Source organism: Marixanthomonas sp. SCSIO 43207, assembly GCF_019904255.1.
Lineage (GTDB): Bacteria > Bacteroidota > Bacteroidia > Flavobacteriales > Flavobacteriaceae > Marixanthomonas.
Genome location: NZ_CP063203.1, coordinates 632,351 through 654,114, shown reverse-complemented (window position 1 = coordinate 654,114; position 21,764 = coordinate 632,351). Strand labels below are relative to the sequence as shown.

Genomic DNA, 21,764 nt, shown 5'->3' with positions numbered 1-21,764 from the left:
TAATTAAAATGCGCCTTGAGAGCTAGCATATGTCCAAGAGAATACAGACATATTTGCGCCTCCACTTGTTCCTTGTGAAGTCCAATTTGCAGCTCTTTCAGCAAATGTTGGGTTAAGAATAATTTGGTCTTCAAAAACGTCGTTATCGTCATTGTCATCATCACAATTTGCGATACAACCTCCTTTTTCAACAAAAACAGTATTGTCTGCACCGTTAAGAACCCAGTTTTGGAAAACGATTTTTCCATCTAAGAAGTTTTGTGATACTTCGTTATTGTCTAATTCAACGTCTGAAGAAGATTTAAAACCTTCAGCATAAATGTTTTTAAGAGTTCCCATTGCGTTGTCTCTTAAATCTGCGTATTCACCATTTTCAGTAACTGTATTTCCAAAAAGAGAGATTCCATTAAGTGTGAATCTTCCTTCTAGAGAACCAGCTGGACCGTCAATTTCCATCCCGTGATCAGAAATATCACCTAGGATTACAGCAGAGTTTGTGATCGTACCTGAGTACGCCTCATCAATATCAAGACCGTCATCACCTTGAGACCATACTAATGCGTTTGAAACATTAACTGCTCCACCAAACCACTCAATACCATCATCTACGTTTGCTACTACTTCAATGTTTGAAACTGTAGTACCAGAACCAACACCACCTAGTGTAAGACCGTTAATTTCGTTTCCTTCACCAATTAATGTTCCTCCATGACGGATAGAAATATAGTTAAGTACACCAGAGTTGTCTGCGTCGTTGTTTCCGCCGTAAAGACCGTTGGTGTCACTAGCAGGAATACCTTCAATTTGGTTTTCTGTAGCATCTCCAGATAAAGAAGCTCGTGCGTTACCTAGCACTATTACACCTCCCCAAAGTCCACGATCATTTTCTGTTAAGTTGGTACCTGCAGTTTGTCCTAATTCAATATTATCTGTAGATGAAGTAAAGATAATAGGTTGATTAGCGTTACCATTTGCAATAATTTTTGCTCCTCTAGCAATAATTAATACTGAAGCGTTTGCTTCTTGTCCTGGGTTAGCTTTAATGATTGTACCCGGATCAATTGTCAATGTAGCTTGGTTAGTGACAGTTACACGACCGTCTAATGTCCAAATTACGTCATTTGTTAATCTTAAGTCTTCAGTTATTTGACCTGAAAGTTCAGTATCAACTTGTCCTGGATCATCATCGATAACATCGTTATCATCATCACCGCTACAGCTTACAAATAACATTGTCGCTGCAATCGCTATACAAGAAAGAAAGAATTTTTTCATTTTTAAAGTCTGTTTTTTACGTTTTTAATAATGCCACAAAGAAATGCAGACATTGTAAAGATGAGGTTACCTAAGGATTACTAATTTGTCATAAGAAAGTTATGTTAATGTTAAGTAATTAACATTGACTTTCACTTTGCACGATGTGCTCAAAATAGTATCTTGCAATTAAAACTTTAGCGTTATGATGCAATGGGAAAACCTACTCTCACTTAAAAGGCAAGGTGATATACATAAACGGTTACGTATAGAACAAGATGAAACTCGTTTGGGTTTTGAGGTTGATTATGATCGGGTAATTTTTTCTTCAGCCTTTAGAAGTTTGCAAGACAAAACACAGGTAATCCCTCTTTCTCAAACATCATTTGTACATACACGATTAACTCATAGTCTAGAAGTTTCTGTTGTAGGACGTTCTTTGGGAAGGCAAGTAGGTAAAGCTATTTTGCAAAAGCACCCACACCTAAAAACCAGCCACGGATATCAAATTAATGATTTTGGCGCTATTGTAGCTGCAGCTGCATTAGCACACGATATAGGTAACCCGCCTTTTGGTCACAGTGGTGAAAAAGCCATTGGAGATTATTTTTTACACGGAAAAGGAAAACGATTCAAAAATCAATTATCAGCAAAACAATATCAAGATTTAATCACCTTTGAAGGAAACGCTAATGGTTTTAAAATTTTGACCGAGACCAAAAATGGAGTAGAAGGCGGTTTGCGTCTTTCTTATGCAACGCTTGGAGCATTTACAAAATATCCAAAAGAATCATTACCAAAAAAACCTACCAATCATATAGCCGATAAAAAGTATGGAGTATTTCAATCTGAAACTTCATTTTTTGATGAGATAGCTTATGAGTTAGGTCTTTTAAAACGCGGCGATAATAACAACATGAGTTACAGTAGGCATCCACTAGCTTACCTAGTTGAAGCGGCAGATGACATTTGTTACACAATTATTGATTTTGAAGATGGCATAAACTTAGGATTAATTGAAGAGGAGTTTGCTCTAGAATATCTAATTAAACTTGTAAAAAACAATATCAATACTGAAAAGTATCACAGCCTTAAACAAACTACAGATCGGTTGGCTTATTTACGTTCATTAGCTATAAATACATTAATATCTGAAGCAGTTCAAGTGTTTTTATCACACGAAGAAGAAATATTGAAAGGAACCTTTACTTCTTCTCTTCTTGAAAAGAGTAATTATACAGCTCAAATAGATGATATTATAAAAATTAGCATCGAAAAAATATACCAAAGTAAAGAAGTAATAAACAAAGAAATAACCGGCTATAAAATTCTTTCAACTCTACTAGATACCTATACAACTGCTGTAGAAAACAAAATGAACAACACAGAACGTCACTACGATGATCTCGTTTTAAATACGTTAAATATTCAAGTAAATACTGATTCAATCTACAATAACATTTTAGCAGTTTGTCATTACGTATCAAGGTTAACAGATGGTAAATCTTCTCAAATATTTCAGAAGATGAATGGAAAGTTTTAAGGTAAACTCTTATAAATAGTTCAGTATTGTAGATTTAATTTTTTCTGAAGAAATTCCCGCTTGATGTTTTAATTCTTCTACTGTGCCATGTTGTGGAAAATAATCTTGAATACCTAAAAGTTTAATCACTCCTTTGTATTTTTTTTCTGAAGCGTATTCTAAAATAGCACTACCAAATCCACCGTTAATCACGCCATCTTCAATAGTAATGATGGTATTAAATCGTTCAAAAATAGAATCTAAAAGCCCTTTATCTAGTGGTTTCACAAAGCGCATATCGTAAAGTGCAACTTTTTTCTTTTCTGAAAAGTCTTGAACCGCTTTTTTGGCTTCTTCAAAAATAGATCCAACTGTTACAATGGCAATGTCAGAACCTTCTTTTAAACAAACTCCTTTTCCAATTTCAATTTCAGAAAATTCTTTTTTCCAATCCTTTATAGTACCTCGCCCACGTGGATACCTAATGGCAATAGGGTGTTGAAGTCCTAGTTGTGATGTGTATAGTATGTTGCGAAGTTCAATTTCATTTCGAGGTGCAAAAACAATAAGATTAGGGATGCACCTCAAATAGGCCAAATCAAAAATACCGTGATGTGTAGCACCATCTTCACCTACAATTCCTGATCGATCTAGACAGAAAATAACAGGTAAATCTTGAAGGCATACATCGTGTATTACTTGATCATACGCACGTTGTAGAAACGTTGAATAAATATTACAGAATACTTGTAAGCCTTGTGTGGCAAGTCCCGCAGAAAGTGTAACCGCGTGTTGCTCTGCAATGCCCACATCAAAAGCACGTTTGGGAAATGTGTCCATAAAGTACTTTAAAGAACTTCCGGTGGGCATTGCGGGTGTAATGCCTACGATGTTTTTATTGCTAATAGCCAGTTCAACGATTGTTTCACCAAAAACATCTTGAAATTTTGGAGGTAAGTTAGTTTGGTCTTTAGGGATTAGGTCTCCTGTAAGCGCATCAAACTTTCCTGGAGCGTGGTATTTCACTTGATTTTCTTCGGCTTGACGCAATCCTTTCCCTTTTTTTGTAATTACGTGCATAAGTTTTGGTCCTGAGATAGACTTTAATCGCTCCAGCTCGGTAGTTAAAGTTTCCAGGTTGTGGCCATCAATAGGGCCCACATAATGAAAGTTGAGTGCTTCAAAAATGTTATCTGTTTCGGGAAAGTCATCTAGCGTTACTTTGGTCAAATAATCTTTTAAAGCGCCTACGCTGGGGTCAATACCAATAGCATTGTCATTAAGAATAACCAATATGTTGGTTTTTGAAATACCTGCATGATTTAAAGCTTCAAAAGCCATTCCGCTAGCAATAGATGCGTCACCTACTACTGCAATATGTTGTTTGTGGTTTTGACCTTTAATTTGAGCTGCAATAGCCATTCCTAATGTTGCCGAAATTGCCGTGCTGCTATGCCCAACCCCAAAGGCATCATAGTTGCTTTCTTCTCGTTTAGGAAAACCTGAAATACCTTCAAGCTGTCTATTGGTATGAAAAATATCTTTGCGCCCTGTGAGGATTTTGTGTCCATAGGCTTGATGACCTACATCCCAAATCAAATTATCTTCGGGGGTATTAAAGATATAGTGAAGTGCTATGGTCAACTCTACTACACCAAGACTTGCTCCAAGATGTCCTTCTTTTACTGCTACAATATTGATAATAAACTCACGAAGTTCTTTAGCAACTTGTGGTAAATCTTCTTTTGAAAGGTTCCGCAGGTCGTTAGGAAATTGAATGGTATCTAATATCTTTTTTGACACGTAACAAAGATACATTTTGATATTGTACTTTTGAATAATCTATAAAAGATAAGCATGGAATTATTAAAACCCTACGATGATACTTATTTTATGAAACGCGCTTTAATGGAGGCTGAATCAGCTTTTGATAAAGATGAAATACCCATTGGCGCCGTGATTGTTGCAGAAAATCAAATTATAGCACGTGCGCATAACCTCACTGAAACACTTAATGATGTAACAGCTCATGCAGAAATGCAGGCCATTACGGCTGCTGCCAACTTTTTGGGAGGAAAGTACTTAAAACAATGCACATTATATGTAACTATTGAGCCATGCCAAATGTGTGCCGGAGCTTTATACTGGAGTCAAATTGATAAAATAGTATATGGAGCAAGAGATGAACAAAGAGGTTGTATATCTATGGAAACAAAATTACATCCCAAAACAAAAATGAGTGGCGGTGTTTTGGCAGAAGAGGCTTCTCAATTATTAAAGCGCTTTTTTATACAAAAACGAAACAGGAATTAAATAAAAAACCTTCCGGAAAAGGGAAGGTTTGATAAAATCTTTAAAGTATATCTCTTGTTAGTGGATCACACGCACTTGGCCTGCTACCATCCCTTTTCTTCCTTCCTCTTCAACATATTCTACTTTGTCACCTTCGTTAAGGGCTTCGCCATTAAGACCGGTAACATGTACAAAAATGTCTTTTCCAGTTTCATCATTAGTGATAAAACCGTAACCTTTAGATTCGTTGAAAAACTTAACTGTTCCTTCCATTGTAATAAAAAAATAAATTAATAATAATTTCAAAGGTACTATTAATTTAGGCTGAAACGTTAAAAAAATGTAAAAAAAGTTAAAATTTGCTTTAATTATAGTTTTTTCTCTTTGCCTTCATCTCTCATCTTATCAATGTTTTCTTTGGTAAGCATATAGTCTTTAAAATTTCTTTTTCGCCATCTGTGATAGATAAAGATAGGCATCCAGATGAAAAACAGACCGGCTATTGAAAGTCCAATAAATAATTCGCCTGTGCTATAATCTTCGGGTTTAATATAGAACCCGTACCCAGCAGAGCCGGCAATAGCAATAAATATGATGCTTAGTAAAATTCGCATTAACTTCTTGAAAAATCGATTAATTTTCTTCTATAGGCAGTTAATAATCTTGACTTTGATACAAACCCGTAATAAACGCCTTTTGATTCTACGGGCAAATTCCAAGCTCCTGTATCTTGAAACTTTTTCATGACACTCGTCATGCGATCTTTTTCAAAGTTAATAATTGTTGGTGGATTTTGCATAAGTTCTCGCGCAGTCACTTCATTGTACAATGATTGATTAAACATAATGGGGCGTAAATCATCTAGAAGAATAATACCTTCAAGTTTGTCATTTTTTCTATTTACTACAGGGTAAATATTTCGTTTTGATTTAACAACGGCAGTTTCAATAATTTCACCAAGTTTCATATCGCTATAAACTTTTATAAAACTGCGCTCTACCACGTTTTCAATTTCCATAAGTGTTAATACAGCATGATCTTTATTATGAGTGATTAATTCTCCTTTTCGGCCTAGTTCCATAGCATAAACTGAATGCGGAATAAAACTTTTTGTAATGGCAAATGAAATGGCTGAGGTTAACATTAACGGGATAAACAATTCATAGCCGCCGGTTACTTCAGCAATAAGGAAAATGGCTGTAAGCGGTGCGTGTAAAACTCCTGCCATTAATCCGGTCATTCCTACTAAGGTGAAATTACTTTCAGAAACAGGGTTTGAAAACCATCCTATGTTGTTAAGCGCTTTGGCTAGAGCGTTGCCTAGAATACTTCCCATAAACAGCGTTGGTGCAAAAATACCACCAACACCACCAGCGCCAAAGGTGAGAGCACTGGCAATAACTTTAAAAATAACTAAGCCTAGTAATAAAGCAATAATTACCCAAACGTTGGAAAGCTCAAGGTTAAAGAAATTGTTTTCTAAAGCTGCGGCAGGATTACCTTGAATAAGGTTGTTCATTATATCATATCCTTCACCATACAGAGGTGGTATAAAGTAGATTAAAACACCTAGGCCAATCCCTCCTAGAGCTAATCTTTTTATTGGAGATTTTATTCGGCTAAAAAAATCTTGAAAAAAAGCATATGTTTTTGTGAAGTAAATAGAGGCAAAAGCTCCCACAACACCTAGTAACATATAAAACGGAAGATCACTTAATACAAATTTATCTTCAATATTAAACGGAAGTAATATTTCATTTCCGAAGAAAAAATAAGAGGTAATTACACCAGAAAGTGACGCCAATAAAAGCGGCATTAAAGAAGCCAAGGTTAAATCTAAGCTAAATACCTCAACAGCAAAAATTATAGCTGCAATTGGAGCCTTAAAAATGGATGCCATCGCACCTGCTCCAGCACACCCAATTAAAAGTGTTCTGGTAGATTGGTTTAAATGTAATAACCTTGACAAGTTTGAACTAACAGCAGCTCCGGTGGCTACCGTAGGCCCCTCCAAACCTACAGAACCTCCAAAACCTACAGTGATAGGTGCTGTTAATATGCTTCCTACCATTTGAAACCTTTTCATGATTCCTTTTCTTTTTGAAATAGCAAATAGAGTAGAAGGAATACCGTGGTTTACTTTGTGTTTAATTACATATTTAATGACTAAATAGGTAAGTCCTAATCCAATAATAGGGAAAATAAAGTAAAAAGCTGTATGATAGTATTGAACAAAGCTACCTTCTAAAAGAAGTTGTATAAAATGAGTCAAGTTTTTAAGGATAACCGCAACAATACCGGCTGCAAAACCAATTATTATACTAAGTATATAAATAAATTGCTTTTGTGAAATGTACTTTAATCGCCATTTTAAAAAGCGTTTTAAAAGGTTTTGTTTTGGCATTTGATGTTTCTATGGCTTCCTCAAAATCTGTTCTTTAAATATAATTAATCTTTAATAGTTATATTCAGGTTTAACTCATTAAGTTGTTGTTCATCAATAGGTGCCGGTGCGTCAATCATAACATCTCTACCTGCATTATTTTTTGGGAAGGCAATAAAATCTCTAATTGTTTCTTGACCGCCCAAAATAGCTACAAGTCTATCAAGTCCAAAAGCAATACCGCCGTGTGGTGGTGCTCCATATTGAAAAGCATCCATTAAAAATCCGAATTGCGCTATGGCTTCTTCTGGGGTAAAGCCTAAGTAATCAAACATTTTTGACTGTACTTCCTTGTCGTGAATACGAATGGAACCACCGCCAATTTCATTTCCATTTAAAACTAGATCGTAAGCATTGGCTTTTACAGCGCCAGGATTGGTTTTAAGTAATTCCATTTGACCTGGTTTAGGTGAAGTAAATGGATGGTGCATTGCATGATAGCGATTGGTTTCTTCGTCCCATTCTAATAATGGAAAATCTATCACCCAGAGTGGTGCAAATTCATCTACCTTTCTTAATTCTAGACGTTCTGCCATTTCCATTCTAAGAGCGCTTAATTGTGCTCTCGTTTTATTTGCTTCTCCTGAAAGTACACAAATTAAATCACCGGCTTGAGCTCCGGTTGCTTCGGCCCATTTTGCTAAATCTTCTTGATCATAAAACTTGTCTACTGAAGATTTATAACTTCCGTCTTCATTACATTTTACATAAACCATTCCCAATGCACCTATTTGAGGGCGTTTTACCCAATCAATAAGCTTGTCTATTTCTTTTCTCGAATATTGGTTCCCGCCGGGAATAGCAATTCCAACAACTAATTCAGCTGAATTAAAAACTTTAAAATCTTTGTGTTGAGCAACATCATTTAATTCTCCAAATTCCATCCCAAAACGAATGTCTGGTTTGTCATTTCCGTAACGGCGCATCGCTTCATCATACGTCATTCTAGGAAATTTTTCTACGTCTACACCGTTTATTTCTTTTAGAAGATGTTTGGTAAGACCTTCAAAGGTGTTTAATATGTCTTCCTGCTCAACAAAAGCCATTTCGCAATCAATTTGGGTAAATTCGGGTTGACGATCGGCACGTAAATCTTCATCTCTGAAGCATTTTACAATTTGAAAATATTTATCCATACCGCCTACCATTAATAATTGCTTAAAAGTTTGTGGTGACTGCGGAAGAGCATAAAATTGACCTTCATTCATTCTTGAAGGAACCACAAAATCTCGGGCGCCTTCGGGAGTTGATTTAATAAGATATGGGGTTTCAACTTCAACAAAATCTTTTTCAGAAAGATAATTTCGAACCGCCATTGTTACTTTGTGACGAAATACTAGATTATTACGAACCGGTTTACGTCGTAAATCTAGATATCTATATTTCATTCGTAAATCTTCACCACCATCGGTGTTGTCTTCAATAGTAAATGGTGGTGTTAATGATGTGTTTAAAACAATAACTTCTGAAACTAAAATCTCAATATCACCGGTAGGAATATTTGGGTTTTTAGATTCACGTTCAATAACTGTTCCTGTAACTTGAATAACAAACTCGCGCCCCAATTGAGAGGCTTTATCCATTACCTCTTTAGGAGTACGTTCTTCATCAAAAATAAGTTGGGTGATTCCATAGCGGTCACGTAAATCTACCCAAACCATAAAACCTTTATCACGAATTTTCTGTACCCACCCAGATAAGGTGACTTTTGTATTGTTGTTTTCGGCTCTTAACTCTCCGTTATTGTGCGTTCTATACATATCTTAAAAATTGAAATGCAAATTTAATAAGATAAAGAAACTTCAAGATATTTTCTACAGTATTTATTTAGCTGAAGACAGCTAGTTAACAATAATGTTTATAAATACTTGTATTTATGATAATTTATCAAAAAATGTTTAGTATTTTAGATAAATTAACAATAAAAACATTAATTATGAAACAAAATGACTTTAATAACAGGTACCTCCTGTTTTTATTTTTTCTATTACCGTTCTTTGCTTTTTCGCAGACAACGTTAACAGGAACAGTTAATAACGAAAAGGGTGAAACAGTCCCGTTTGTAAACGTTATAGAAAAAGGTACAAGTAATGGAACAACAACCGATATTGAAGGTAATTTTAGCATTGAAGTTAGCGATGTGCCTACAGTATTGGTTTTTTCTTCATTAGGTTTTGAAAAGCAAGAGTTTAGAGCAATTAACCGAAATCCTATCAACATAACACTAGGAGAATCTGCTCAAGCTTTAGAAGAAGTTGTAATTACTGGTCTAGCAACATCGGTTAAGCGAACAAACTCTGCAAACGCTGTTGCATCACTTTCTGCTGAAGAGATTACTGGAACTACACCGCCGCCTACACTTGATGGTGCTCTTTATGGTAAATTTCCGGGTGCTATTGTTAATGCAAACTCGGGTGCTCCAGGAGGAGGGCTTTCAGTAAAATTAAGGGGTGCTACTTCTATTCAAGGTAATACACAACCTCTTTATATTATTGATGGAGTATATGTTGATAACTCTTCTATTGCAGCAGGATTAAACGCTGTATCTGCTGCTTCGGCAGGAGGAAGTGCCTCAAACCAAGATAACCCAACCAACCGTATTGCAGATATCAACCCAGAAGATATTGCAAATATTGAAATATTAAAAGGAGCATCAGCCGCAGCAATTTATGGTTCACGAGCTGCTGCCGGTGTTGTTATTATAACTACCAAACGAGGTAAAGCAGGAGAAACCAAGTTTAGGTTTTCACAATCTACAGGATGGAGCGAAGCTATTAATCTTTTAGGAGTTCGTGATTATACCGAAGAACGTGTGTTGGAAAGTTTTGGTCAAGCAGATCTAGAAGCCTATATAGCTGCTCGTGACGCTGGAAGACTAGTTGACTATGAAGAAGAAATTTATGGTGAAAAGGGAATAGTAAGTATTACAAACTTTAATATGAGTGGTGGTAGCGAAAAAACCAAATTTTTTGCCGGTGTAACTCATAATAATGAAGACGGAATTGTTAAAAATACAGGATATGAAAAAACATCATTTAGATTAAACCTTGACCACAGTCCTGAAGACTTTTTAAAATTTACGTTGAGTTCAAACTATATTTACTCATCTTCAGATAGAGGGTTTTTCAATAATGATAATTCAGGCACAACCATTGGTATCGCATTAACGGCTACTCGTCCTTGGGATCAGTTATTTCCAAACGCAGACGGAATTTATCCGGATCACCCAAATAACTCATCAAACCCATTGCAAACAAGAGATTTGGTAACCAATAGAGAAACTGTAAACCGTTTAATAATGGGAGGAACAGCCAATATTGATATTTATAAAGCCGATAATTCAAACCTTGAGTTAATTCTTAGAGGAGGTATTGATTTTTATGGTCAAAAAACGAGAGCTATTTTTCCTAAAGAATTACAATTTCAGAAACTTTCAAATGGAGGGTTAAATGGAGTTTCAGTTCAAGGGGATACTCAGAATAAAAACTATAACCTTTCGGCGTTTTTAGTACATAACTATTTTACAGATTCTGATATAAACTTTAGAACTCAGTTTGGTTTAACAAGAGAGTATTTTGATCAAAATACTGAATTGATTACAGCAAGTGGATTAGTTGCTTCTGAAACGAATGTTGATCAAGCTGCAAATACCGGAGTAAATCAAACGCGATTATTACAAGAAGACTCGGGCTTCTTTGCTCAAGAAGAAATTAACTTTAAAGATATGCTTATTGCCACAGTAGGTATACGTGGAGATAAATCGTCAAATAACGGTGATGCAAATGAATTTTTCTATTATCCAAAAGCATCATTAGCTGTTAATTTTAATGAATTTGGGTTTTGGAATGAAGGATCTGTTTGGAATCAATTTAAGCTAAGAGCTGCTTATGGTGAAGCTGGAAACTTCCCGCCATTTGCTGCTTTGTTTACTTCATACAACGCTTTTTCTACAGGTGGAACACTAGGGATTAGCTTAATAGGTGTGAGAGGAGATGCAGATTTAAAATCTGAGCGTCAAAAAGAATTAGAATTTGGTACAGATATAGGCTTTTTTAATGGTCGTGTAAACTTATCTGCTACGTATTATGTGAAAACAATTGACGATCTTATTTTGCGAGCAAACCTAGAACCATCTAGTGGATTTACTACTCAATTTGTAAATGCGGGTAGTCTAGAAAACAAAGGTGTTGAGATAGGACTTAATACAACACCAATACTTTCAGATAAAATTCAATGGAATCTTGGTGTAAATTTCTTTAAAAACAAATCTGAAGTTACAGACTTAAACGTTCCTGCATTTAATATTGGAGCATTTGGAGCTAGTTTAGGTACATTTAGAATTGAAGAAGGTAAAAGTGCAACGCAAATAGTAGGTTCATATCCAGAAGGTCTGCGCGTAATTGGTAATGCAGAGCCAGATTTTCAAATGGGTTTCAATAGTGATTTTAGGTATGATAACTTTCAATTTACAATGCTTTGGCAATGGAAAAACGGAGGTGATAACATTAACTTGACAACATTATTAACAGACCTTAATAGAACAAGTCATGATTATGATGAATTTGGTGCAGACCCATCAGGGCAACTTCCTAATGGTCAATATAGACCAGGAGCTCCGCCTGAAGTTCACGTAGAAGATGCAAGTTATGTAAGACTTCGTGAAGCAGGTTTATACTATACACTGCAAAAGGAAACGTTAGGTGGTATTTTAAATGGTAGTATAGACAGTATTAAACTTGGAGTATCCGGAACAAATATTTTAAACTTTTTTGATTACAACAGTTATGATCCAGAAGTATCAAACTTTGGAGGAGGATCTATATTTACAGGTGTTGATGTACTACCGTTCCCTTCTTCCAAAAGATTCTTATTTAATGTATCAATTAACTTTTAAACATAATAATGATGAAAACATATATATATAAATTAATATTCTTTGCTTCTATAGTGGCGACAATAGCTTCTTGTGAAGTACAAGACTTTAATGACCTTAATAACGCAGAGGTTGATGCCTTTGAAGAAAACCTTACCCGAGGTGATTTACAAGACCTAGTAGGTGGGATTTTATACAGTTCTAGAGTACGTTTAGGTACTTATTTTGATGACTGTGGTGTAATAGGCCGTGAATACTATAGATTCTCTGGATCTGAACCAAGATTCACAGGAGATTTATTAGGTAGAGAAGGGTTGACACTTGATAACAATACTTTTTATATCACAGGACCTTGGGGTGCTCGATACAGAACTGTAAAAAATGCCAATTTAATCTTAAGCTTTATTGAAGGACAAGACCTTTCAGCTCAATTTTCGGCTGCAGAATTATCTGCAACAAAAGGGTTTCTTAAAACCTTCAAAGCTTATGAGCTGCTTTTAAACTTAAACTTAACTGATGACAATGGAATACGATTAGACGTAGAAGATGAGAATAACTTGGGACCATTTGTGTCAAAATCTGCTGCATTAGCAGGAATACGCTCATTGCTAGAAGAAGGAGCCAATGATTTGTCTGGAGGAGGAGCAAGTTTTCCGTTTGTGTTAACAACCGGTTTTAGTGGTTTTGATACTCCGGCGTCATTTTTACAAGTTAACAAAGCAATTTCTGCTAGAGTCGCCGCTTATCAAGGAGATTATCCTGCAGTTTTAAACTTTTTAAACGATTCATTTTTAGAATTAAATGGTTCAGCTTTAAATACAGGAATATTTTATAATTTCTCACTAGATCAAACAGATATTATAAACCCGTTATTTCAAGCAATTGAGGGTTTAACAGCAGCAAATGCTAGAATTGCTCAGCCTTTATTTGTAGCAGATGCCGAGAGTGGCGATACCAGATTAAGTAAGGTTGTAGAATTATCAGAGCCAATAAGCCAAGATGATTTATCAGGAAATTTTGCTCTTTTCAGGTATGAGACTAATGTTGATGATATTCCTATCATTAGAAATGAAGAGTTAATTTTACTTTATGCTGAAGCAAATATTAACAGCAATCCTGGGGAAACAGTAAATGCGCTCAATATAATACGAAACAGTGCAGGTCTAGACCCATATACGGGGGCTACAGATCCAACGTCTTTGACAGATGAAATGCTAAACCAAAGAAGGTATTCTTTATATGCCGAAGGACATCGTTGGATTGATATGAGAAGATTTGGAAGATTAGGTGAGCTTCCGATAGACAGACCAGAAGATGACGTGTTTTCAAAGTTTCCGATACCATTAACGGAGAATCAATAAACATTTAATTGGCATTACAAAAAAACCCTTTCAATATTGAAAGGGTTTTTTTATTGCTTAAATAGTTTATTCTGCAGGTTTTGGATTTATAGCTGCTTCGTGATTTTCTTTTGAAGTATCTTCAGAATTAGAGAACTTTTTACGTATCCACATTTTAAGTTTTACCGATAAGAAAAACAAAATAGGAACTACGATCAAAGTTAAAAAAGTGGCAATTAAGAGACCGTAAATCACCGTCCAAGCAAGAGGGCCCCAGAATACCACATTGTCACCTCCCATATAAACATTTGCATCAAATTCTGAAAATAGAGTAAAGAAGTTAATGTTTAGTCCAATGGCTAAAGGTATCAACCCTAAAATAGTAGTGATAGCAGTCAATAGCACAGGACGTAAACGTGCTTTACCTGCTTTAACGATACTTTCATAAAGATCTTCTTCATTCAGGTAATCATCTGCTTCAAGATTTAGCTTTTGTTTTTTTCTGTCAATTAATAACTGTGCATAATCCAGTAATACTACGCCGTTGTTTACTACAATACCGGCAAGTGATATTATACCAACCATAGTCATCATAATTACAAAGGCACTTCCAGAAATTACAATACCGCCAAATACACCAATTAAACTTAAGAAAATAGCCAACATGATGATAGCCGGTTTTGAAATAGAGTTAAATTGAAATATCAGAATAAAGAAAATTAATCCCAGACCTGTAAAAAAAGCACCCATTAAAAATGCCATTTGTTTATTTTGCTCTTCAATCTGACCGGTGTAATCAATCTTAATGTTATTTGGTAGACCTTCATAGCTTTTCATTTCATTTTGAATCTGAGCTACAATTGCTCCAGCATCTGTATAACCCGGTGCCAATGCAGAATATACAGTAACCACTCGTTTTGTATCATTATGCTTAATTGCACTAAAACCTGAGGTGTTTTCCTGCTTGGCAACAGCCGAAATAGGAATAGTTTTTAATTGGCCTGTGTTATCTCTAAATGTTATATTTTGATTAAATAAAGCGCTTTTGTTGTACCTAATATCTTCATTGAAACGAACGTATATATCATAATCATCACCATCTTCTTTATAGATACCAGCTTTACTACCAAAAATAGAGTTACGCAGTTGTTGGCCTACTTGAGATGCACTCACACCCAATTCACCGGCTTTTTCTCTATCAACAACCACTTGCATACTTGGCTTATCTTTATTAACATCAATTTTAAGCTCATCAATACCCGCAATGTTTTTGTTATTAATAAACTCTCGCATATTTTCTGCGGTAGCAATTAGCTCGTTATAATCATCACCCTCTAATTCAATATTAATGGGTGAACCGGCTGGTGGTCCATTGGCGTCTTTTTCAACCGAAATAAGAACTCCCGGATAAATTCCAACTAATGCCTCTTGCACTTTTTGACGTAATAGTTCACTGTCTTCACCACGACGGTATTTGTACTCACGCATTGATGCGGTAATTTTAGCTTTGTGCGGCATTTCGGCAGTAGATCCGCCATCTGTTTGAGGATTACCGGCACCTTCGCCAACTTGTGACACAGCACTTTCTACAAGAAAATTATAACCATCATCAGTATATTGATCTTGATTAATAACGTTGTAAACACGTTCTTCAATTTCCTTAGTGATAGCGTTTGTTTTTTCAATAGCCGTTCCCTGTGGGTATTCTATATAGACAATAATTTGATTTGGTTTATTATCTGGAAAAAACTCTACTTTGGTTCGTTGTTGTGATAAGGAGATACCAAAAGCAACAAATGATATTATTAATAACACAAACGTACCTATACTTAATAAATAAGGTTTTCTACCCGAAAGTGCCCATCTTAACTGGTTTTCATACCAACGTTCAAGTTTTACTAAGGTTTTATTCTGAAAATTATTAGCCCATTTTCGTAAGAAAATACGATACACCCAAAGCATAATTGCTGTAAACACCATCAGTGTTCCCAATCCACGGTACTCGCCGCCTACCAATATCACAAGAATGCCTATAACAGCCATAATAACGGTAGTTCGTATGATTTTACGTAAAGGCATGTCTTTGTCTTCGGTATTCATAAATTGAGATACCAACACTGAGTTAAAGAAAATAGCAACAAATAAAGAGGAGCCTAAAACAACTGAAAGCGTTATAGGTAAAATCATCATAAATTCTCCCATAATACCAGGCCATAACCCTAAAGGAATAAAAGCTGCTACTGTTGTTGCTGTAGAAATAATAATGGGGAAGGCTATTTCGCCGATACCTTTTTTAGCAGCTTGCATTCGACTCATGCCTTCTTCATCCATAAGGCGGTATACGTTCTCTACCACTACAATACCATTATCTACAAGCATACCAAGACCCATAATAAGACCAAAGAGCACCATAGTATTTAAACTTTGCCCTAGCATGTTTAATATCATAAGCGACATAAACATAGACATAGGAATTGCAAAACCTACGAAAATGGCATTCTTAAATCCTAAAAAGAACATAAGTACAGTTACAACCAGAATAACACCAAATATGATATTGTTCACTAGATCATCAACTTGACCAATTGTAACTGAAGATTGATCGTTTGCTATGGTTACTGTTAAGTCTTGCGGAAATACTTCATTTCTTGCTTCTTCAACAATAACTTGTATTTGTTCTGCTGCAGCAACCATGTTTTTACCGGCGCGTTTTTTTACGTCTAGCATTACAACAGGATGCCCAAACTCTCTTGCGTAGGTTGTTTTGTCTTCTTCTTGAAAAGCAACTGTAGCTACATCTTTGAGGTAAATTGCATCTCCATTTTCAGACTTAACAACAAAATTTTCAAGTTCTTTCGGGTCATCAATTTCTCCTAAAACACGTATGGTACGTCGTTGACCACTTGCCTTTAAGTTACCGGCAGACATGGTAACGTTACCAGCATTTATAGCGCCAATTATATCATTAAAGGTAACATTGGCTGCCATCATCTTGTAAATATCTACGGCTACTTCAACTTCCTTTTCTTGAGCACCTCTAATATCTACTTTTTTAATTTCAAGTAAATCTTCAATTTCGTCTTGAAGATACTCTCCGTATTCTTTTAATTTACCTACTGGGTAGTCACCAGAGATATTAATATTAAGAATAGGCATTTCTTCAGAAAGGCTTAACTCAAATACTTCGGGTTCTACCTTTGCTTCGTTAAAAGTAGGCCAGTCTTCACCGGCAGTTTCACTATCAATTTCATCCTTTACTTTTTGTTTGGCTTGTTCAACAGTGATGTTTTCATCAAACTCAACCATAATCATCCCGTAGTCTTCTTGAGATGTTGAGGTGATTTCTACTACATTACTTACGGTTTTAAGCCTGTCTTCTAGCGGATCTGTGATTAATTTTTCTATATCTTCGGCAGTATTACCCGGATACACAGAGCTTACATAAATTTTGGTTTCATTTACTTCTGGGAAATTTTCTCGAGGCATATCAAAGAATGCTGAAACCCCTAAGTAAAAAATCACAGCAATTAAGACATACATAGTTGTTTTATTGTCTATTGCCCAGGACGATAAACCAAATTCTTTATCTACTTGTTTTTTCTTTTTTGTCATGTGCTTGGGTTTAGTACTTTATCACTTTTACAGTTTGCCCGTCTTTAACGCTACGTGCTCCTTCTTGAACAATTTCGGCACCGCTTTCTATTCCTTCTAGTACTTCAATTACATCGCCTTGTGTTTTTCCGGTTTTGATTATTACCCGGTTTGCAATGCCTTCTTCATTTTCATTTTTATCATTAACAATGTAAACGTATTGCTCACCTTCAGCATTTTCTGAAATAATACTTTGTGGAATTAATATAGCATCTTCATTTGTATAGTCGTTAATTTTAAGTTTTGCAGTAAGGTTTGGTTTTATGGTCTTATCTGCGTTGGGTATAGCTACCTCTACTTTAAATGTTCTGTTTGCAGGGTTTATAAAGTCTCCTGCTTGTCTAACGGAAGTTGTAACTGTTTTACCAATAACCGGAAATTCTACTTCTACATCTTTTCCTTTTGTAACATCTTTAATGTAACGCTCAGGGATATCGGTCTCTATGTACATGTCTTTTAAGTTTACAATGCGCATAAGTTGAGTTTGCCCAGCTGCAACTACGCTACCTTGCTCTGTAATAACATCATCGATTGTTCCTGAAAAAGGAGCTTTTACTACCGTTTTTGCTATTTGTTGTTTTAATTGATTTACGGCTTCTTGTTGTGATTCATATGAAGATTTTGCTTGTAAAAACTGAATTTCACTACCTATGTTTTGCTCCCATAAACGTTTTTGACGTTCGTAAGTGGTTTTTGCTAAATCTGCTTGTATTTGTAATTGCGATAATTGCTGGCTTAAACCACCATCATCAATTTTTGCTAATGTTTGTCCTTTAGTAACTCGTTGTCCTTCTTTTACATATACTCTTGTGAGAATGCCGCTATATTCTGGCGTGATAACTAAAAGGTTTTTGGTTGTTACATTTCCTTGTATTTCCAAAACGTGATTAAAAACCTCTTTTTTTGCGGTTAAAGTGGTGATTAAAGGCACATTTTTTACAGTGTCAAGCTTAGAAATAGCAGAGTCTAAATTGTGAATACTTTCTTGAAGTGCTTCTTGTTGATTTACTAGCTCAGCTCTTTTTTGTCGAATGGTTTCTAGGTTGTTACTTTCTATTACTTTTTCAACAGAGTTGCTGTTTTTATCGCCACCACAAGAGGCTACTGTTATTGTAATTAGAAATAAGTATATGAATTTTCTCATAATATAGTGTGTTGCAATGGGTTGTTACTCGTCTTTGTTTTCGGGATATTTTGTTGTGTCTAATAAATTTTCTAGTTCTGCTTTGGTGCTTATTACATCTAGCATTGATTGCAGATAGTCTTGTTGTGCTTGAAAAAGTTGTTGTTGTGCTTCGCTTAATTCAAAACTAGTGGCAATTCCTTCAAAAAACTTGATGCTATTTTTCTTTTCAATACGTTCTGCCAATTCTAGGTTGCGCTGTTTGTTTTCATAATTCTCTAAAGCAAATTGATATTCGTTTCGAGCATTTGCAATTTCAAGAGTAACTTGATTTTTTGTTTGTTCAAGTTGTAATTTTGCTTGTTCAAAAGCCAATTGCTTTTGAGCTGTCTTGGCACTTCTCATACCACTACTGAAAATAGGAATACTTAAATTAACACCTAAAACAGATTGTGTAAAATAGTCTTGGTCGCTATTAAAAAAGGTGAATTCATCACTATATCCTGCAACGCCATAATTAACAAACGCAGAAAGAGTAGGCAATGCTTTACTTTTTTCAAGTTTTACTTCTACTTCTGAAAGGTTGGCTTGATCTTCGGCGATGCGGTAATCAATATTTTCTTCTACGTTCATTTCTTTTGAAAGAAGTAATAGATTAAAGTTTTCTTCACTCAACTCGCTTAGGTTATCGGTTACTTTAATTTCTTCCGTTACAGGAATGCCCATTGTTACCTTTAGCATATCATATGCAATGGATTGCATACGTATAGAATTATTAAGGTTGGCTTCAAGGTTTAAGCGTGTAATCTCCAATTGTTCTACGTCTTCTTCTTCTGCTAGACCATTTTCAAAAATCTTTCGGGTGTCGTTTAAGTTTTTTTCGACAGTAGAGAGGTTTTTCTTTAAAATGGTAACACTTTCTGAAGCCAATAGTACATTTCCGTAGGCGTCTGTGATAGCTTTTTTTACCTCTAGATCTGTTTTAACCTTTGCGTTTTCTGAAATTTGCAAAAGTGTTTTCGCAGATTGAATACCTACAATATAAGACCCATCAAAAATTAATTGATTCCAAGTTCCAGTTGCGTTTACACTGTGTTTGGTTCCAAATGTAACGGGTACAAATGTTCCGGGTTCGCCACCGGCAACTTCGCCGGGGATCAAGGTTACCGGCTGCTTAAGGTTATTGTTGTAATTTGCGTCACCACTTATTTGCGGCAATCCTTGTGCAATAATTTCCCATTTCTGTTTTAAGGCAATGGCTACGTCTTTTTTTGCAATTCTAGAGTTATAACCATTTTCAAGACCAAACTGAATGGCTTCTTCAAGAGTAAACGTTCGTTGTTGAAGGTTTACTGTTTCTTGAGCTTGAGAATATATGCTGAAAGCAAAAAAAGCTATTAAAAAAATATGTTTCATTAGTTTTAATTCTTGTTTGAATATTTAGTAAGTGTTTCTAAGCCTTTAGATGTTACAATTCCTCTAAGGTGATAATCTAAGTAATCCTCCATTAATTTGAATTTTGAAAACTGTGATAAAGGAAAAATAGATTCATCGTTGATGCCTTCAATACATAAAAAGTAAAGTTTTGATATAAAATCTACATCAATGTTTTTTCTGTAAACACCTTTTTCAACGCCTCGTTTCAGGTTTTCAATAGTACACTCTGCCATGTTTTCATATTTCTTTTTTCTAATCATGGTGTACACTTCAGGATAATATTTTTGAAGCTGGTATTGAGGTGATGATTTTTCATTTTTTAATTGAAGCATTACAAACTTTTTAATTTCATATAATTCTTCAATTGGATCTTTTTCCAAATCTTGAATGGCGTCTATACCACAAGAAATCTCTTCAAATACTTTTAACACAGATTCTTTCACCAATTGTGTTTTGTTATTAAAATGGGTGTAAATTGTTTTTTTTGAAATGCCCATCTCATTTGAAATGTCATCCATCGTTACGCTTTTAAAGCCTAGTGAAAGAAACATTTCTGCTGCCTTTGTTATAATTTTCTCTTTCATAATTCGGCGCAAAGATAGACAAAGGAAACTTTAGGAACAAAAAAAGTTTCCTAGGTTTTACATAAATTTAACATGGGTTGCTCACTTGACCTTTTAAAAACACTTTTTTTTGGTTTTTAGTAGTCAGTTTTGTGTGGCAACTTGTATTTTAGCGGCAAATTTTGAGCGCGGTATGGAATTATTAAAAAAGTATAGCACAGCATTACAAGAACAACTACAGCATACAGTAGAAGTTAAAGAGCCAGAGCAATTATATGAGCCTATACAATACATATTAAATATTGGAGGTAAACGACTGCGTCCTATTCTCACGTTGTTAACTTGTGATTTTTTTGAAACCGACTATAAAAAAGCCATGCCGGCAGCATTGGCTATAGAATTGTTTCATAACTTTTCATTAATTCATGACGATATAATGGATAATGCGCCCTTGAGACGTGGTAAAGAAACCGTACATGAAAAGTGGGATATCAACACTGGTATTCTTTCTGGTGATGCTATGTTAATACTGGCTTATCAATTATTTGAAGAATATGAGCCTAAACTTTTTAGAGAACTAGCACAATTGTTTAGTAAAACGGCAATTGAGGTTTGTGAAGGACAGCAGTATGATGTTGATTTTGAAGATAGAGATGCTGTTTCAATAGATGAATACATCAAAATGATAGATTTTAAAACAGCTGTATTGCTGGGTGCTGCCATGAAAATGGGTGCTATCGTTGCTGGAGCTTCGCATTCTTGTAAAGAAAATATTTACAAATTTGGGCGTAATCTAGGGATAGCGTTTCAGTTGCAAGATGATTATTTAGATGTATTTGGTAATCCAGAATCATTCGGAAAACAAGTAGGAGGTGATATTATTGAGAATAAAAAAACCTTTCTATACTTAACTGCACTAAAAAATAGTGAAGTAACTCAAGCAGACGAACTTGAGCATTTGTACACTATAAGCCCTAAAAACCCTTCAGATAAAATTGATACAGTAAAGCGAATCTTTAAAAATTCGGGAGCTGCAGAGGCAACACAAAAGGAAATTACAAAATATACCCAGAAGGCAAACGATGTGTTAGAGCAGATTGATATTTCAGAAAAAAAGAAAACAGAGCTTAGAGAGTTTGGAGAGTGGTTAATGAAGCGTACATTTTAATATTAAAAATCACATCTGCTTCTTAAATTAATAATTCTGAAAATCAAGTTACAGAGAACCAACGGTTTTATTAGGAAATATTTAAGATTTCAATCCAT

General features: G+C 35.2%; 15 protein-coding genes. 5 read left to right on the top strand and 10 right to left on the bottom strand.

Annotated elements, in window-relative coordinates; translation table 11 throughout:
• Positions 1–3 precede the first annotated feature (3 nt).
• The gene (locus INR76_RS03015) at positions 4–1,275 is read right to left on the bottom strand and encodes a hypothetical protein (RefSeq protein WP_223109183.1); all 1,272 of its coding nucleotides are present in this window, start codon (positions 1,273–1,275) and stop codon (positions 4–6) included.
• A gap of 187 nt (positions 1,276–1,462) precedes the next feature.
• Between INR76_RS03015 and INR76_RS03010 the strand changes: the two genes are divergently transcribed.
• Entirely contained in the window at positions 1,463–2,797 is a 1,335-nt protein-coding gene (locus tag INR76_RS03010) for a deoxyguanosinetriphosphate triphosphohydrolase (protein ID WP_223109954.1), read from the top strand.
• 9 nt (positions 2,798–2,806) lie between these two features.
• Here INR76_RS03010 and INR76_RS03005 read toward each other — a convergent pair whose 3' ends face one another.
• Entirely contained in the window at positions 2,807–4,594 is a 1,788-nt protein-coding gene (locus INR76_RS03005; RefSeq protein ID WP_370632419.1) for a 1-deoxy-D-xylulose-5-phosphate synthase, read from the bottom strand.
• 39 nt (positions 4,595–4,633) lie between these two features.
• On the opposite strand from INR76_RS03005, the gene INR76_RS03000 reads away from it, so the two are divergent.
• The gene (locus INR76_RS03000; protein ID WP_223109181.1) at positions 4,634–5,089 is read left to right on the top strand and encodes a nucleoside deaminase; all 456 of its coding nucleotides are present in this window, start codon (positions 4,634–4,636) and stop codon (positions 5,087–5,089) included.
• Between the two features lie 57 nt (positions 5,090–5,146).
• On the opposite strand, the gene INR76_RS02995 is transcribed toward INR76_RS03000, so the two are convergent.
• The 4 genes from INR76_RS02995 to aspS all read right to left on the bottom strand — a co-directional run bounded on the left by INR76_RS02995 (position 5,147) and on the right by aspS (position 9,271).
• A complete protein-coding gene (locus INR76_RS02995) occupies positions 5,147–5,341 on the bottom strand; it encodes a cold-shock protein (protein ID WP_223109953.1) in 195 nt (64 codons plus the stop codon).
• A gap of 95 nt (positions 5,342–5,436) precedes the next feature.
• Positions 5,437–5,682 (bottom strand): hypothetical protein, encoded by a 246-nt coding sequence (locus INR76_RS02990; protein WP_223109180.1) that lies wholly within the window; start codon positions 5,680–5,682, stop codon positions 5,437–5,439.
• Positions 5,682–7,472, bottom strand: a complete 1,791-nt coding sequence (locus INR76_RS02985) for a chloride channel protein (RefSeq protein WP_223109179.1) — start codon at positions 7,470–7,472, stop codon at positions 5,682–5,684. The genes INR76_RS02990 and INR76_RS02985 overlap by 1 nt, the downstream gene beginning before the upstream one ends.
• A gap of 44 nt (positions 7,473–7,516) precedes the next feature.
• On the bottom strand, positions 7,517–9,271 hold the full coding sequence (gene aspS / locus INR76_RS02980; protein WP_223109178.1) for an aspartate--tRNA ligase: 1,755 nt from the start codon (positions 9,269–9,271) through the stop codon (positions 7,517–7,519).
• Positions 9,272–9,447: 176 nt separating this feature from the next.
• Between aspS and INR76_RS02975 the strand changes: the two genes are divergently transcribed.
• The gene (locus tag INR76_RS02975) at positions 9,448–12,405 is read left to right on the top strand and encodes a SusC/RagA family TonB-linked outer membrane protein (RefSeq protein WP_223109177.1); all 2,958 of its coding nucleotides are present in this window, start codon (positions 9,448–9,450) and stop codon (positions 12,403–12,405) included.
• 11 nt (positions 12,406–12,416) lie between these two features.
• Entirely contained in the window at positions 12,417–13,745 is a 1,329-nt protein-coding gene (locus INR76_RS02970; RefSeq protein WP_255592764.1) for a RagB/SusD family nutrient uptake outer membrane protein, read from the top strand.
• A 66-nt stretch (positions 13,746–13,811) separates the two neighbouring features.
• On the opposite strand, the gene INR76_RS02965 is transcribed toward INR76_RS02970, so the two are convergent.
• The 4 genes from INR76_RS02965 to INR76_RS02950 are packed head-to-tail and all read right to left on the bottom strand — an operon-like array spanning position 13,812 to position 20,519.
• Positions 13,812–17,336 carry an efflux RND transporter permease subunit gene (locus tag INR76_RS02965; protein WP_223109175.1) on the bottom strand — a complete coding sequence of 1,175 codons (3,525 nt, stop codon included), beginning with the start codon at positions 17,334–17,336 and terminating at the stop codon, positions 13,812–13,814.
• Between the two features lie 10 nt (positions 17,337–17,346).
• Positions 17,347–18,519, bottom strand: a complete 1,173-nt coding sequence (locus INR76_RS02960; protein WP_223109174.1) for an efflux RND transporter periplasmic adaptor subunit — start codon at positions 18,517–18,519, stop codon at positions 17,347–17,349.
• A gap of 24 nt (positions 18,520–18,543) precedes the next feature.
• Entirely contained in the window at positions 18,544–19,914 is a 1,371-nt protein-coding gene (locus tag INR76_RS02955; RefSeq protein WP_223109173.1) for a TolC family protein, read from the bottom strand.
• A gap of 5 nt (positions 19,915–19,919) precedes the next feature.
• Complete coding sequence (locus INR76_RS02950) at positions 19,920–20,519, bottom strand: TetR/AcrR family transcriptional regulator (protein WP_223109172.1); 600 nt, start codon at positions 20,517–20,519, stop codon at positions 19,920–19,922.
• A 172-nt stretch (positions 20,520–20,691) separates the two neighbouring features.
• On the opposite strand from INR76_RS02950, the gene INR76_RS02945 reads away from it, so the two are divergent.
• The gene (locus INR76_RS02945; protein ID WP_223109171.1) at positions 20,692–21,666 is read left to right on the top strand and encodes a polyprenyl synthetase family protein; all 975 of its coding nucleotides are present in this window, start codon (positions 20,692–20,694) and stop codon (positions 21,664–21,666) included.
• The last annotated feature ends 98 nt before the right edge of the window (positions 21,667–21,764 follow it).